At 43.8% G+C, this 14,834-nt stretch carries 12 protein-coding genes and 2 pseudogenes; 5 read left to right on the forward strand and 9 right to left on the reverse strand.

Annotation, left to right across the window (positions count from 1 at the left end; genetic code table 11):
- Positions 1-224: 224 nt before the first annotated feature.
- Complete coding sequence (locus AB4209_RS05920; RefSeq protein ID WP_372055138.1) at positions 225-1,043, reverse strand: DUF2971 domain-containing protein; 819 nt, start codon at positions 1,041-1,043, stop codon at positions 225-227.
- Between the two features lie 408 nt (positions 1,044-1,451).
- Between AB4209_RS05920 and AB4209_RS05925 the strand changes: the two genes are divergently transcribed.
- A complete protein-coding gene (locus tag AB4209_RS05925) occupies positions 1,452-2,834 on the forward strand; it encodes an MATE family efflux transporter (RefSeq protein ID WP_372055140.1) in 1,383 nt (460 codons plus the stop codon).
- A gap of 97 nt (positions 2,835-2,931) precedes the next feature.
- On the opposite strand, the gene AB4209_RS05930 is transcribed toward AB4209_RS05925, so the two are convergent.
- The 6 genes and pseudogenes from AB4209_RS05930 to AB4209_RS05955 all read right to left on the reverse strand — a co-directional run.
- Complete coding sequence (locus AB4209_RS05930) at positions 2,932-3,501, reverse strand: type II secretion system protein (RefSeq protein ID WP_136973498.1); 570 nt, start codon at positions 3,499-3,501, stop codon at positions 2,932-2,934.
- A 413-nt stretch (positions 3,502-3,914) separates the two neighbouring features.
- A pseudogene (locus tag AB4209_RS05935) lies at positions 3,915-4,769 on the reverse strand (DUF1254 domain-containing protein); the annotation flags it as partial.
- A 226-nt stretch (positions 4,770-4,995) separates the two neighbouring features.
- On the reverse strand, positions 4,996-5,622 hold the full coding sequence (locus AB4209_RS05940) for a LysE family translocator (RefSeq protein WP_017066602.1): 627 nt from the start codon (positions 5,620-5,622) through the stop codon (positions 4,996-4,998).
- A 234-nt stretch (positions 5,623-5,856) separates the two neighbouring features.
- Complete coding sequence (locus AB4209_RS05945) at positions 5,857-6,720, reverse strand: delta-class carbonic anhydrase (protein ID WP_017064661.1); 864 nt, start codon at positions 6,718-6,720, stop codon at positions 5,857-5,859.
- Between the two features lie 606 nt (positions 6,721-7,326).
- Positions 7,327-8,127 carry a hypothetical protein gene (locus tag AB4209_RS05950; protein WP_065583740.1) on the reverse strand — a complete coding sequence of 267 codons (801 nt, stop codon included), beginning with the start codon at positions 8,125-8,127 and terminating at the stop codon, positions 7,327-7,329.
- A 209-nt stretch (positions 8,128-8,336) separates the two neighbouring features.
- Positions 8,337-8,966, reverse strand: a pseudogene (locus tag AB4209_RS05955) (D-serine ammonia-lyase); the annotation flags it as partial.
- Between the two features lie 132 nt (positions 8,967-9,098).
- Here AB4209_RS05955 and AB4209_RS05960 point away from each other — a divergent pair.
- On the forward strand, positions 9,099-10,292 hold the full coding sequence (locus AB4209_RS05960; RefSeq protein ID WP_372055142.1) for a CynX/NimT family MFS transporter: 1,194 nt from the start codon (positions 9,099-9,101) through the stop codon (positions 10,290-10,292).
- 14 nt (positions 10,293-10,306) lie between these two features.
- Here AB4209_RS05960 and AB4209_RS05965 read toward each other — a convergent pair whose 3' ends face one another.
- Positions 10,307-11,104, reverse strand: a complete 798-nt coding sequence (locus tag AB4209_RS05965) for a helix-turn-helix transcriptional regulator (protein WP_372055144.1) — start codon at positions 11,102-11,104, stop codon at positions 10,307-10,309.
- Positions 11,105-11,160: 56 nt separating this feature from the next.
- On the reverse strand, positions 11,161-11,694 hold the full coding sequence (locus AB4209_RS05970; protein WP_372055146.1) for a YbhB/YbcL family Raf kinase inhibitor-like protein: 534 nt from the start codon (positions 11,692-11,694) through the stop codon (positions 11,161-11,163).
- Positions 11,695-11,937: 243 nt separating this feature from the next.
- Between AB4209_RS05970 and AB4209_RS05975 the strand changes: the two genes are divergently transcribed.
- Genes AB4209_RS05975 through AB4209_RS05985 form a run of 3 tightly spaced genes read left to right on the forward strand, consistent with a single transcriptional unit; the run spans position 11,938 to position 14,784 of the window.
- Positions 11,938-13,347 carry a DUF3404 domain-containing protein gene (locus AB4209_RS05975; protein WP_372055148.1) on the forward strand — a complete coding sequence of 470 codons (1,410 nt, stop codon included), beginning with the start codon at positions 11,938-11,940 and terminating at the stop codon, positions 13,345-13,347.
- Positions 13,325-13,972 carry a response regulator transcription factor gene (locus tag AB4209_RS05980; RefSeq protein WP_372055150.1) on the forward strand — a complete coding sequence of 216 codons (648 nt, stop codon included), beginning with the start codon at positions 13,325-13,327 and terminating at the stop codon, positions 13,970-13,972. The genes AB4209_RS05975 and AB4209_RS05980 overlap by 23 nt, the downstream gene beginning before the upstream one ends.
- Positions 13,972-14,784 carry a DUF2861 family protein gene (locus AB4209_RS05985; RefSeq protein ID WP_372055152.1) on the forward strand — a complete coding sequence of 271 codons (813 nt, stop codon included), beginning with the start codon at positions 13,972-13,974 and terminating at the stop codon, positions 14,782-14,784. The genes AB4209_RS05980 and AB4209_RS05985 overlap by 1 nt, the downstream gene beginning before the upstream one ends.
- Positions 14,785-14,834 lie beyond the last annotated feature (50 nt).

A 14,834-nucleotide genomic window follows, 5' to 3' on the forward strand; every position in this document is an offset into this window, starting at 1 on the left:
CAACGATGAATTAGGAACTGATTATGGGATGTTGCAATAAAGCGCCAAAAGGTGGAGCCCCTCTTGGCTTGCTTCTAAAAGTAACGCTTGGGATTGGTCTTTTTGTTTTTCTACTGGCTTTGTGGCAGTAGAAGCTATACAGCGCCAGATTTAAGCTAAGAAGTAATAGTATACAGAAGATAGATAGCGCCAAGTTGATATTGGCTCTACAGTTGTTTGTTAGCTTACAACTCTACAGGCATAAGATCCCACGTTTGTGCGTCAGGCTCGCACTTGAATACCCTACAGCCAAATGACTTCAAGAAATCGAGATCATCCTTAACGCGTTGTTCATGTGCTCCCTCTTCGATGCGAGCAACATTGCGGTATACATTAGCTCCAAGGTAAATTTCTTTAATACCTGACTTTGGGACTTTATAACAAAACAAGGGTTGTCCTAGATAACTATTTCTAACCTTATTCCACCTGCCATCATTTGTCAGAAGCTGATCTTCCTTAGTGTGATAGCCAAACTTAAAATCGGTAAGGCTTTTTATGACACGAACTTCTTCTTCATAACCCCACTCTAATGATTTATATAAAAATTCTTGCTTTAAATAGTTCTTAATCTCAGGACTGAAAACCGTCGAAGTTCGTAGTTCATCTAGATGCTTTTGAGATGGCACACCATTTAAGTCTTTATTTTTTGTACTGACATAAATTATCTCACCTAATTGAGCAGGGATTATAAATTCTTGGTTTGAAGTAAGCCCACATTCTTCAGCATCAATACCAATCACAACCCCTCTATGACTATCCCCATAGTGCGACCACATTAGAGAGTTGAGAGGGTTTCTAGTTAACGATGACACCGCATATTTTCGCGAAAAATGCCCTTTGAAAACTCGAACAGCATTACGTGGTGAAATACTACCTGTGGCAGAAAAACCAAAATTTGTCCCCTCAAACGGGTCATTAAGATCCTCTAACCCAGTGAAACCGAGCGAGAGATTCTTAAGCATGAGGACTGCGGAGTTAAAAGACATATATTTATAAAGCATCATACTATTACTACTCAGTTGATATTTTCAATTGTATACAGCTATTAGACCGAAAAAATCCCGCATCTAAATACAGAATCTTACTCTCTAGTTCCTTATGCCACCAATTGTACTAGCCTTTGTCTTTCCATAACAATCATTTATACCGCTAGCTTAGTGATTAGCGTGGTAAATATAGAATTTATCGGTCGAGTATGATTCCTAATAAATCATTAACTTACGTGCGTTGGCGCTGTGTTTTGACCTTCAGAACCTATCCGAATATCAAAGCAAGTTAAACTCTATAAATCCAATGCTTGACCCTATACGGTAAGGTGTTTATATTGTCGCCCGCCCAACGGGGCACATCCTAAAATGCACACCGGCCATCCTGCCATCATTCGTGTATTTATATTGGTGTTGTGAACTTCCATGCTAACGAAACTTCGTCCTTTTACTCGTGAATCGGGTGCGCTTATGCATCTTTCGATTCCAATCATTTTGACTCAAATAGCTACCCAAGCGATGGGATTTGTCGATACGACAATGGCTGGCCAAGTAAGCCCTGCCGATCTTGCCGCTATTGCTCTCGGCACTAGCCTTTGGATTCCTGTGTTGCTGCTACTGCGTGGCGTGATTATGGCGCTAACGCCTGTTGTCGCTTACCACCGCGGCGCACGTGACTTCCAAAGTATCTCTGTTGAATTCTTCCAGATGGTTTGGTTGGCATTAATCGCGAGTGTGCTACTTATCGCTTACTTGGTGAGTGCTAAACCGATCTTAGAATGGATTGGGGTAGCCGCTGAGATCATCCCTATCGGCAGTGACTATGCATTTGCCCTAGCCTTCGGTGTGCCGGGTATTGCCCTGTTCTACACTTTGAACGGCTTCTGTGAAGGGATGAACAACACCAAAGTACCAATGATCATTTCCGTGGTTGGTCTGTTGATAAATATTCCGGTCAACTACGTGCTTATCTACGGTAAGTTCGGCTTCCCTGAAATGGGCGCTGTAGGTTGTGGCTGGGCGACAAGCTTGGTGTACTGGTTAATGTCGGGAATGCTGTATTCCTACATCAAAGGCCATCATCACTACAAAACCATTATCAGCTTTGCAGACGCGAAGCCAAAAGCAAAAGAGATGCTTCACCTTCTAAGATTAGGTTTACCTATCGGGATGAACATCGCGGTGTGTGGCAGTATCTTTGCGGTAATCGCTCTTATGATCGGCCGTATTGGTGCCGAGAATGTAGCAGCGGCGCAAATCGCTCTCAATATATCGAGCCTAACTTATGTGATCCCGATGAGTATCTCGTTTGGCATTACGATTCGTGTTGGACACGCTTTGGGTGAAAAAGACGAACTCGGAGCGATTGAGCGCAGCAAAGTCGGTATCTTGGTTGCAGCGTTAATTTCATTGCTTTCGGTTGCGATGTTCTTGCTGTTCCCTGAGTGGATCATTAGGCTTTACACCACCGACCCTGCAATTAGCGCAACAGCAGCAGTATTGTTGACCTTTACTGCGATGTACCAGTTCAGCGATGCATTACAAACGTCTGCTAACGGTGCACTGCGTGGTTATAAAGATACCAAGATCCCGATGATCTTAGCTATCGCTTCATACTGGGGCTTAGCACTACCACTGGGCATGGTGTTGGGCTTAACAGACCACATTGTTCCAGCAATGGGTGAAGAAGGCTTTTGGATTGGTATCCTAACGGGCTTGAGCGTTTCAGCGACGTTGATGTTAATTCGCTTACGACACGTGATTAGGAAGCGTGACTTGCCACCAGCAAGTGCTCCATTGGCAAACTAAGACAGAGCATCAAGCTAATACAAAAAAGCGCATTATTGCTACTCGGCAATAACGCGCTTTTTTATTGAATTTCTATCAATCAGTTAAAGAGTGCGGTTTAACAATTGTTGTTAACAATACGGACTGTACACTCACATCCTTCATCAGGACATTGGCTGCCATTTGTTCGGCCAAAAGAGTCATAAAGAACAAAGCAACCTTGGCGCGTCTCTAGATCCGCGTCCGTTATGTTCGTACTATCTAGTTCAGCTTGGGTAAAATCGTAATCGTAACCAACTACAGTATGTCGGTTACCGAAATCAGACGTTAAGCTGTCATCATCTGACAAGGTAAGGAAATCGAGCATTTTTAATGGTTTATCACCGGACTCTCCTTGACTTTCAGGGCATAGCGTACCCCAATCAACTTCAACGCTACCAATACCAAAGTCAATCACATAGTTACTTTGGTCACCTGGGTTTGTTGCGTCAGGATCAAGCCCTGCGATAATAGCTTTAGAAGTCACTTGCGTGATCACGCCTTCCATCGCACCCGCAACACCTTCAAGTACCGTTTCTCTCGCTGATTCCTGAATACCAAGGAATCTTGGAGCAGCCGTTACCGCTAATACTCCGAGTATCACGATCACGATGATTAATTCCATTAAAGTAAATCCGTTTTTCTTCATGACATCCGCATCTTTTGATAACTTAAATATTCAATAACCCAATGAATTACCTATAACTATACACCTCAAATAGGACTCATAACACTCCACGGCTATCGCTTTTTATAACGCTGGTTGTGGTATTTGTTCCCTTTAGAGGCTGAAAAGATAACTGGAAGCGTTATCACATAAGGTGTCAGCGGGTTTAAATTCGATCAAATGCGTGGTGCAACTGAAAGTATCGATGGAAGAAGGTTTAATTGATTTATTTGAACTGAGGCTCGCTGCGTATAATCAAAGTTAGACCATTTTTGAGTCGCCCTTTGTGTTTCTACACTTAAGAAAGCAAGAAATGAAATAGAATCCATAAAAAAGCGCGTTATTGCCATTTGGTAATAACGCGCATCTATAATCGTTGTACGACTATCGCAACATTAGTTCACTGCTTTCACGTAAGGAAGCACTCGGAATCCATCACGTACTTTTTGGCTTGGAATGTAATGACGGAAAGCTAAGTTAAACACACCAGAATCGTTTTCTGTTTTGATGTTGTTTACTGCATCATCACCACAACCAAAGCTTACGGTGTAAGTGCCGTCTGCATTTTTCTCAGCCGTGTTTGAGCTTACGTTCGCCACTTCACCAAACATGAAACCTTGCTTGTTGTAGACCGTTACCGACCAAAACGCTTGGTTCTTAGGATCATCAAAGGTTGCCTGATGACAAGTGTCTGCTGGGAAGTTACCAGAGACTTCGTAAATATTGTCATCTAACTGCGCGCCACCCCAACCGATAGCCGCACCCACTGCGTACTTCTCTTTGGTAAACATCTCTTTTGAAGCATCTTCAGGGCTGGTAAACATACCAAACGTCGCCTGAGCACCATCGCGTTTCAGTAGTTTCGGCATTTCCATTTTAAGGTTTTTCTCTACCTCATCGAATGATTTCTCATCCACTTGCATTGCCATAAATTTGCCGTCTGCTTTTGCATCAATGCTCATCTGATCTTGGATTTCATGAACTTCATTTTTCGAGAATGTCGCGTCGGTACGAACAATGACGTAAACGTGATCACCGCTATGAGTAGAAAGATCAAACGTACCTGAACCGTATTGCATTGGCTGAATGCGGTGATCTTCAGTAATCACTTCCATCGACATGTACTTGCCTTCAGGGATCTCAGGTAACGTGACGGTCGCCCCCTTTGATACATTAATTACTGCCATTGAGTAGTAGGTGTCTCGGTTCATTCGAACCACATCCTGTTCATCTGTTGGCGTTAGCTCGCGTTACGTTCCTCTCTTTGATTAAAACACTTAACGACACTAATAAGTTTAGATCCAGCCGAGAAAGCTGTTGTTCGATAGTCATCATAAGACATGCATTCGAGTAATATCACTCGTTAAATAATTGCACCATTGTGACTAACAAACAAGTCTCTGTTTAAACGATGGCATTTATATCCAACTAAAAAGGCGAACCCATCGGTTCGCCTTTTTGTTTAAAGATTCGTATTTATCGATTGATCGCCAAATATGAGCCAGCAGCAATCATTATTCCACCAGCACTTTGGTTTAACCTTTTATGTGCGCGTGGCGTTTTTAACAAACCTGCCATTCTGCCCGCGCCCACAGCGATAAGCATTAAGCCTGACATCAGAGCAACAGATGCTAAAGCAGAAACTAATACGATATCTTGTGAGCGCAGAACAGTCAGATCAATAAAAGTCGGCAAGAACGAAATATAAAACAGAATCACTTTAGGGTTCGATGCTGAAATCAAAAAGCCTTGCGCGAAACTCGCGAGTTCAGATTTCTGACTCTGTTTGGCCGCAAGTTCCGCAGAGCCTTGCACTTCAGGCAGGCTCTTAAACATCTTGTAGCCCAAGTAAATCAAATAAGCTGCACCAACATAGCGAATCACCTCAAACGCAATCGACCAATTCTCGGCAATCGTTGCTAGACCGAAACAGGCAAGCGCAAGGTAAATAAGATCACTGCATATCATACCTAACGAAAGCGTGACGCACTTTCGCCATCCTTGAACCATAGCACGAGCTAAAATGGCAAAGACGCCAGGCCCCGGAGTAATACCAAATACAAACATGGCAATAAAGAATGTAATCGCACTTTCTAATGACATTGGACTGTCCTTTTCTATAACCCAACATAATTGATCATGAACGTATCATGGAGCTTCGATTCTGGTAAAGAACGTTTTTTACTAAATACGATTTACACAACTCATGTATTGAATAAGTGTCGCACGTAATTTACCCACCAGACTTAATTAAACCTAAACCTAAGTACTTTTCGTTAGGGCATAAAAAAGGCGAACCTATTGGCTCGCCTTAATCATTTTGTTCGCCAGAATCGTTTAGTCGTTACGAATGGGTGATAACAACTCGGGGTTAACCACCAAGTTTCTCACACCGTGGGCGTGATCTTCGTTAAAGTCATTGCCTTCACACCAGCTACCTACTGTCGCGATATTTACTTTCGCGACTTGTGGTCTAACGCTCCATGTTACTTGGAAAGGTGAACCTTGCTCATTATAACCAGGACCCGTTGTAGAGCCTGCGTATTGGATCGCTGAGCCCGTATCTTGTGGGATGTTTGGTGCTTGGTGTAAGCCGTTCACTTTTGAATGTTTAGCGAGCGCTTCAAAGTCGGGTGCTTTGTCGTCATTCACTAATACGTAAACTTGGGTTTCTACACGCAGTTGCGGGTTGGTAATCGCATCGTTAAAACAAGCACCCAGTGTTTCACCCGGTTCAACTTGCGCCGTTGAATAAACATAGTGAACTTCAATGGTGTCACCCGAATGCAAAGAACCATGCTCGCTCGGACAAACCTTGCCCTCAAATGGTTTCAGCTCAGCAGAACTCAGCTTGCCTGTGTATTTAAAGCCACTCTGGAATCCCTTACCATCACCGTTACCAGCGTATTGAGTAAACTCTCCACCTTTATGCTCAGCATTTTTATGGAAGTGAATATTACATAAGTTCATCGCTGTTGAATCAGGGGCATCCGAGAACAGCCTAGTATTTTTACCTTCTAATGAACCCAAATCTCGTGGAGCTTGCGGTCCAAAACCTTGCCCTTGGGTATTTTCAGAAAGCTTCGCTCTTTGTTCTGCGATAACTCCATCTGATACAGACTCATGGTTCGCATCTGATGCATTTGCATGAGCTGACAATATCACCATCGCGACACTTAAAAACACACTCTTATTCTTCATTTTTCTTCCCTAGAATATTGATAACTAAACCTAAACCTACTTAACAGCAAACATCTTACTATGCTCGTAAGTGAATATAAGAGTTGTCTTTGTAAGATTAGATTTCATTGCTTACTTTGGGATGAGTATTAGAACCCTTGATGCATATAACAAGTCAAACAGGGTAAATTCGGCGACTCCCTTCCAGAACTAATAATTCCTATTTTCGTTAACCGTCGCCTGACTCAGCGCTCAGATAAGTGAACACGATTCTTAGGAAGAATGGTGGCCAGATTTAGAAGACCAAAAAAGGCGAACCATCTGGCTCGCCTTCACGTTTCATTCTATCTATTAGGTTGTCGTTCTAGGTTAACGATGAATATGAGTAAGTTTCTCATCATAATGATAAAGCACGAATTAATAAAACATTGTTCGATTGTATTTTATTTGGCTGACGACATCCAGTGATAAGCGGAGTAAACACGAACAGTCACGGTCTTGAAGAGTAAACAAAAGCGTACGGGTTTAGTGCTTAAGAATAATAATTCGAGAGCTCAATTAGGTTGCCCGCCGCTTATCATCTGAAAGGTGGTGTCAGTTAGGCTTGGGGATTCACACGCTATAAGCTTAATCTTTACTGGAACACAGTTCAGAGATTCGGTCACACATGGCTTGGTTGACTGCGAAGTGGGTGTTGAGGAATGCTAGTTGGGCAAGTGCCGATTCAGCGGTGCGCTCGTAGCCTTGGGTAAAGGTTGGTAGCAATTGGGCAAACTTAGGGAAGCGTGCTTCTAGCCTTCTATCCGACATAAATTCATCAACGAATTCAGGCTCAGACTGTTCAGTTTGATCCACAAGATCGATCAAACGGTCGAGTGCGTAAGATTGAACGAACCGACTGCCCGACAGCTTTTCGCCTCGGTTATAACGAGACATACCCACATAAAGATTGGTTAGAGCCTCACCAATGATCCAATCTTGGGAATTAGTGTCTGTCTCCCCTTTTATTGGTGAAACACAACACTGTGTATCAAATTCATGTTGCTGCCAAACAATACGCCCTTCAGCAAACGGAATGTGCGCTAACTCGTGGGGTTCAAACACTGCAAACTCACAAAAGATTCCGTCAGCGTACAGAACTTTATAGCCATCGACGGTATTTCTCACTGCGTAGTCGATTGAGTGAATATCAGATAGCCAATGCAAACTGTCTAAGAAATACTGCTTGTGCCCTGTTTGCACTATTGCGAAAAAATCGACATCTGAATACTGATCAAGTCGTTCTGTTTCAATACCTACTGAGCCCAATCCCAGCAGAGCATGAGCCTTACCCGATGCTTCCAAAGACTCCCCAATCGCATCTAAACGCTGGAGTAATTTTTCTGGTGTGTTTATGTGTCTTGTCTGTATCACTTTGTCCGTCTGCATTGCTCAATCCCTATCAAGTTGAATGCCACTCAACCTAACTGATAGTTAGAACATCTAAGAAGCTTAATTTATAAAATGTGTATTTTGGATAACGATCTGTGCAAGTTATTGTTTGAATTAAGGTGGGATTTAGAGGTGAGAAAGAGTGTGTACAAGCTATAAACAACACTCTTCTATCATGACTTATCTTTTTAGCAGCTCATATTTGCAACAACGTTGACACCATGCTCACGAAGTTTGCTTTTCTTCCAAGCTCTCGCGTCTGCCGACATATGAACAGAGACAGTAAAGCCCAATTTTGCACTCATGATACCGATCGACATGCCTAGATTACCTGTGGAGCCTACCGCAATGCTGTATTGTTGGAAGAAGTCACGGAATTCAGGTTCGAGCAACTTACTGTAGTCATCGCTCTCACACAGTAACCCCGCTTCAATCGCAAGCTTCTCGGCATGTGTTAGTACTTCATAAATACCACCACGCGCTTTGATTGAACCTGAAATCGGCAAATGGCTGTCTTTCTTCATCATCAAACGCCCTTTTATAGACTGCTGATAATGCGCTTCCAATACTGATTTCATAGATGGAATGTCAATAAGCTCAGACTCGATGATGCCATTGGTCGCTTGAGTTTCAGGAAACGCCTTGGCTACATAAGGAGCAAACCTTTGTAGCCTCATGCTCGCATCGTGAATATCTTGTTCGCCTAATCCCACATAAAGCAAACCTCGCTCCAGAGTCGTCACATTTGGGTTAAACCAAACCACTTCTTCCAATGCAATCAATTGTTGAAGCAGTGGGAAGTCCGAGATGAGCTTGTCGATATTTAATACAGTCATGGGTGACTTTTCTGGCTAAGCGCGTACTGCGCAGGTTCAATCATTAGTAAACCTATTTAAACGGTATTTGTGTAATCATTCAATGATCTGTAGGCTAGCCTGTCTTCTCATAAGCAAACAGTAGAACAACCTATGAGCGCCTCTCTTCGTAATAGCATTTTCGTGATGTTAGGGATTCTATTCCTAGCACTTAACCTTCGTGGGCCTTTTACGAGCTTGGCTCCTGTGCTTTCTCAGGTTATGGAAGGCCTCAACCTTACGTCATCGGCTGCAGGCTTCTTAACAGCTTTGCCACTGTTAACTTTTGCCTTATTCTCACCATTAGTCACCAAGATATCCCAACGAATTGGTCTAGAGCCTAGCCTGTTATTAGGCTTAGTTCTGATCACTACGGGTATTACACTGCGCTCTGCTGGGTTAACCCCAACCTTGTATATCGGCACGGTGATGATCGGGCTTGGTATCGCGATTGGTAATGTGTTGTTGCCTGTAGTAGTGAAAGTTAGCTTCCCGACACGCATCGCTACTGTGACTTCTCTGTACATCTTTACGATGGGCATCGGGTCGACGTTAGGCTCAAGTTTGATGGTGCCGTTTTCAAATCTAACCTTATTTACGATCACGGGTTGGCAATTAGCACTGTTAATGAACCTAATATTCCCAATATTAGCTTTGATGATCTGGTTGCCTAAAATCAGAAAACGCTCACCTTCAGCCAACAATAACAAGCAACAAGACAAACCTCTGCCGATGAAACAGATGATTAAAAGCGGCGTAGCGTGGCAAGTAACGTTAGCGCTTGGGCTTAACTCATTTACCTTCTACTCTTTGGCTGGCTGGTTGCCACAGATATTGAACGATCTTGGCTACAGCGAAATCGACGCGGGCTACATTTATGGATTTCTGCAATTTTCGACTATGGTTCCGGGGCTGCTGTTACTGCCGTTCTTAGCCAAAAGTGACAATCAACAATGGCTCATCACTCTATGTGCATCGAGTGTATTTGTTGGATTGATTGGTCTTCTGTATTTGCCTGAGTTTGCGATCTTTTGGGTGGGACTGTTTGGATTAGCCAACTGCTCGACATTTATTATCGCGCTCTCTTTTGTTGGCTTGCGTACATCGAATAGCAGCCAAGCCGCATCATTGTCGGGTATGGCTCAGGGAATCGGTTATGCGTTGGCAGCCACTGGTCCAACGCTGGTGGGTAAGCTTCATGCTCAGACAGATTCTTGGAGTGTGCCGATTCTGTTGATCGCATCTGTTGCCTTTGCGTGCACGATTTTCGCGGCATTGGCAGCACGAGATAAGAAAGTGAGCGTTTAAGCCAAACATAATGACTATGGCGTCGCGACTCTATGGCTGACGACGGTTTTGATGTATTCACTTGGCGACAAACCAAACTTGCCTTTAAAGCGCTGACTAAAACGCCCTTCCGATTGGTAACCGCAAGACTGAGCCAACATCGCCACATTCTGCTGTCCGTTTTGCATCAGATAAAGCGCGTGACTCAAGCGAACTTCAGCCAGTACCTCTCGATATTGCATGCCTTCCAGTTTGAGCTTCCGAATCAATGTGGCTCGGCTCATCGCAAAACGCTCCGCCACCGACTCTAGCGGATGTTTCTCATCTGGTGAATGTGAAAGATAATGGCTAAGCTTTTGGCTAAACGAGACGTTGGCACTGGCAAACAGTCGATGCAATACCCCTTTTTCAGCCAATTGCTGGTACAAGCCCTGCAGCCAAAACTGTTGAGTCTCTTTGCTCATGCTCTGTGTATCAAACGAAAACAACGCATTGAGTGAGTCTTGTAAGTTTCGATCTACTTTCACCGTAGGCAGTCCCAGATCATTCGACCGTTCCTCACTTAAATCAAGCATCGCCTGAGAAGGTTGGAATTGAAAGCTGAACACTCGCGACAAGAAGCGCCCTTTGTGGGGCATGTTCTCAAAACTTAGTGAAGCTGATGCCTCACACAACAGCAGATCAGAATGTGAGAGCTCTGCCGCTGAATCTTTCCAAAACAGGCGCTTACTTCCTGTAATGATCTGAATGATACTAGGGGATAGAATCCTCACATTACGCAGCTTTTGTAACTGCTCTGCACGAAAGATCGTCACTTGATATTGATGATTCATCTCATCCCCTTATTTACTTATTATGTATGTGTATAAGCTTTAACGTACATAAGCTATTAACGTGTATAAGTTGCGGTCAGTTTAGCTTTGTCTAAAGCCATGCTGTTCAACGTGAATCCAACCACAGCCGACGGCGTATTTTCGTCGAGGTTAAGTTTGTCCGTTGGTAATGCCCAAACCGTGAACTGGTAACGGTGCATACCATCTTTTTCTGGAGGACAAACGCCACCGTAGCCAACTGTACCGTAATCAATACGACCTTCTTTGCCACCGACTTTAGAGATGTCGACACCGCGAGGTAGCTCGTTCACAGTTGCAGGGATATCAAACGCAACCCAATGCCAGAAGCCACTTTCAGTCGGTGCATCTGGATCATAAGCTGTGATAGCAAAGCTTTTGGTACCTGCTGGTGCATCTTTCCACATCAATTGTGGTGATTGATTATCGCCGTCACAACCCCAACTAGAGTATTCAAAAGTCTTTGCCATTGGGTGACCTTCTTGAATATCGCTGCTGGTTAATTCGAACGCATGAGCAGAGCCTGTAGCCAAAATACTGATTGCCAATACTGATTTGATGATGAGTTTCATGATGGTTCCTCTTATTTGGTATGAGTTGAGTATAGTCCTTCCCACATGCTTAATAATGACAATAAGTACACAATTATCTGATTTATTGGAATAAAATGATACTTATTGTAATTTCATCATATTATTTAAAAGCATGATCCACACGACAGTTTGTTGTTAAGGGAGCACTTGTTGACATTCAGGTTACAAATCTAACCCAAAAGTCTTTAGACTCGCCTCACGACTTTTAATGAGAATGATTGGATGCGCAGGTTTACCTTAGCCCTTTGCTTGACCTTTTGGCTCCCAACTTTAGCCAATGCCCAAAGTTTGCAAGACAAGTGGCAAACCCTGTATCAACTGACCTGGCAATCATCCCCAATCTTAGTATCTCAACAAGAGTTGGCTCAGTACCCAAAAGTACTGCTTCATGAAAGTAGCCGTTATCCTGATTTCAACCAATTCAGTTGGGACGACATCGCAACGTTAGCCTCAATACAAGATCACTGCCAAGCAATTGAAAACAGTAACCCTTCATTACATGACGCCATCGAGTTTGAGCTCGCTTTGTGTCAGCAACAAGCATTGGATTCGATTTGGTTTGCAGCACACTCCAAACGTCACCCTTCCGGTGGCAGCTTTGCTGATCGTTATTTGGCAGCTTACCCAGACGTAAGCGAGCAAATACGCCCGTTTTTGAGTATTACCAACCCACTGCACCCTTTATATACCAAGCTAGAAGCACTCACGGCACAAGGCAGAGAAGCACTGCTCAATGGATACCGCGCTTGGCAACAAGACGATGTGCTTTGGTTAAGTGGCGAACAAGGCTGGAAAGCCATTCCCTTAGATGTTTGGCAACCTATTGCAGAGCAGCAAGAACTATCGTTGGCAGGTGAAACCTGTACTTTTCGTTACAGCAACGTGTGCTTAAGCGAGCCTAGCAATGACAATCTGATCATGAAAACCTTGATATTTTCATTGCTGTTAACGTTGCTTTCCGGGCTCGCTAGAGTCTTATACCTAAGAACAAAACAACGAAAAGAGAGGCAGTTCGTTTTACAGCTTCTTACTCATGAACTGCGCACGCCCATTACTAGCCTTGGCTTAACTGTTGAGATGTTCAGAAATCGCTACGATGACTTTTCGGATGAAACTCAAAGTGCAGTTTGGCGTTTAATATCTGACTATCAACGGCTCTCTCAGCTCACCGAAAACAGCAAAGTGTACCTAAGTTCGGATCAGTCAGAGCCTTTGTTGAAGCAAAACGCTTCATTAGAAGAGTGGCTCGATCATGTATGTGAAAAACACAATATCGAGTATCAATGTGATTCAAGTGATGCTGAACTTAACCTACCGTATTACTGGCTAACCATCTGCTTGGATAATCTAATCAAGAATGCCAAACAACACGGTAAAGGCGAGGTTTTGGTAAAGGTCGAACTCGAAGACAAGCTGACGATTGAGGTACAAGACGAAGGGCACTTCCCTTCGCCGATACAACGACTCATGTCTCGTGTCACGCCAAGTGAAACGCACAAACTGGATAACATGGGCATTGGCCTAACTATTGTCGAACACTTAATGAAACAAGCGAATGGCCGCCTCATTATTCTTCGTAACCCAACCCGATGTATTTTGGAAATTGCTTATGAACACCCTACTGCTGATTGAAGACGACCAACTGCTTGGACAAGGCCTCGTCAGCTTCTTTGAATCCAATGGTTACCAATGCCTTTGGGCGAAGGATTCAGAGAGTGCCAGTAAGCAATGGTTTCGAGCCGATCTTGTGATATTGGATCGACAGCTTGAAGATGGGGACAGCTTGCAACACCTTCCAAACTGGTTGCTCCTCAAAGCGCTGCCTGTGATTGTGCTGACCGCTAAAGTCGAAGTTCAACAACGTGTTGAAGGTTTAATGGCGGGTGCCAAAGATTACGTGACTAAGCCATTTTCTAACGACGAATTACTTGCTCGAGTCATTACCCAGCTACATCCGTTAGGTGTGAGCCACTTAAATTACGCAAATATCCAAATCAACTTGTCGGAACGAATCGCTTATCTGGACGAAAGCCCAGTCACATTAAAACCTAAAGAGTTTCAGCTATTGGTACTGTTTGTTCAGAACCAAAGCCGAGTGTTTCACCGAGATGAGTTACTCAATAAAATTTGGGGGTATCAGGCCTTTCCTAGTACCCGAACTATTGATAATCACATACTGCGCTTACGCCAGAAGCTGCCAACATTGAATATCGAAACGCATCGCGGCGTTGGTTACCGCTTGGCTGGGGAATCATAATGAAAGTTACTTCGTTAGCCGCACTGATCTACACATTGCCGCTCGCAAGTCATGCGGCATGGTTTACCGACACGCCATTGCAGCACACCTATCAATCTCTACTTGATGACCAACCTCAAGTTGCGTGGCAAGAGCTGCAAATCGCACTCGATCACAAATCACTCGATAGTGAGCTTTGGCTGCCAGTCAAACAAGAGATCCTGAGCCAGACTCAATGTGGAACCTTACTCAAACAAAGTGCTGAGCCAAAACACCACATCCAAGTCAGCTTCATTCGACGCTATGGCCTGTCGTCGCACGGTTATCAAATCAAAGTCTCTGCCGAGCAACTCAGCAAAGGCTCAGAAACTCAAACTCTTTCTTTGGTATCGCCTAAAGGTAAAGTCCTTCTCGATGGACAACTCGCTTCCAATAATGAGTATCAAGAGATTGAAACCAATGAAATGTTCATCAAACCCGAATCTGGTGTTTATCAACTAAAGATAGGTTCAAATCACTACCCTATTATTGTCGCTTTAAATAACAGTAATCGATGGCTGACGCTCGAAAGTAAACTCAGCGAACCACATATCGTGCTCTCGCCTCCAAAGGTGATCGACAACTGCCCCGACGCTAACGTGAGTTGGCAATGGTTTGATGAAAACTACAACCTGCTGGGTTACAAAGTGCCAATCAAAACAGCGCAAGCACCCGTTCCCACAGAAAGTCCACTTGGAACCAAAGCCAAGCACTTGAGTGCTTCGGTTGAAATGTTTGAATACCAAGGCGCTATTGAAGTCCAATATGTGCAGCGCGTCGCCGTGCCTTTCTAATGGAAAACCACTAAAGCCAAACAGAAAATAGAGACATATAGGTGACAAAG

This window comes from Vibrio sp. 10N.286.48.C11, from assembly GCF_041469805.1.
GTDB lineage: Bacteria > Pseudomonadota > Gammaproteobacteria > Enterobacterales > Vibrionaceae > Vibrio > Vibrio crassostreae_C.

Excerpts from the sequence above, each read along its gene's own strand:
- AB4209_RS05950 (WP_065583740.1), bottom strand. The coding sequence starts at position 8,127 with ATGCAGACGGACAAAGTGATACAGACAAGACACATAAACACACCAGAA.
- AB4209_RS05985 (WP_372055152.1), top strand. The coding sequence starts at position 13,972 with ATGAAAGTTACTTCGTTAGCCGCACTGATCTACACATTGCCGCTCGCA.
- AB4209_RS05960 (WP_372055142.1), top strand. The coding sequence starts at position 9,099 with ATGAGCGCCTCTCTTCGTAATAGCATTTTCGTGATGTTAGGGATTCTA.
- AB4209_RS05945 (WP_017064661.1), bottom strand. The coding sequence starts at position 6,720 with ATGAAGAATAAGAGTGTGTTTTTAAGTGTCGCGATGGTGATATTGTCA.
- AB4209_RS05980 (WP_372055150.1), top strand. The coding sequence starts at position 13,325 with ATGAACACCCTACTGCTGATTGAAGACGACCAACTGCTTGGACAAGGC.
- AB4209_RS05975 (WP_372055148.1), top strand. The coding sequence starts at position 11,938 with ATGCGCAGGTTTACCTTAGCCCTTTGCTTGACCTTTTGGCTCCCAACT.
- AB4209_RS05970 (WP_372055146.1), bottom strand. The coding sequence starts at position 11,694 with ATGAAACTCATCATCAAATCAGTATTGGCAATCAGTATTTTGGCTACA.
- AB4209_RS05925 (WP_372055140.1), top strand. The coding sequence starts at position 1,452 with ATGCTAACGAAACTTCGTCCTTTTACTCGTGAATCGGGTGCGCTTATG.
- AB4209_RS05930 (WP_136973498.1), bottom strand. The coding sequence starts at position 3,501 with ATGAAGAAAAACGGATTTACTTTAATGGAATTAATCATCGTGATCGTG.
- AB4209_RS05965 (WP_372055144.1), bottom strand. The coding sequence starts at position 11,104 with ATGAATCATCAATATCAAGTGACGATCTTTCGTGCAGAGCAGTTACAA.
- AB4209_RS05940 (WP_017066602.1), bottom strand. The coding sequence starts at position 5,622 with ATGTCATTAGAAAGTGCGATTACATTCTTTATTGCCATGTTTGTATTT.
- AB4209_RS05920 (WP_372055138.1), bottom strand. The coding sequence starts at position 1,043 with ATGATGCTTTATAAATATATGTCTTTTAACTCCGCAGTCCTCATGCTT.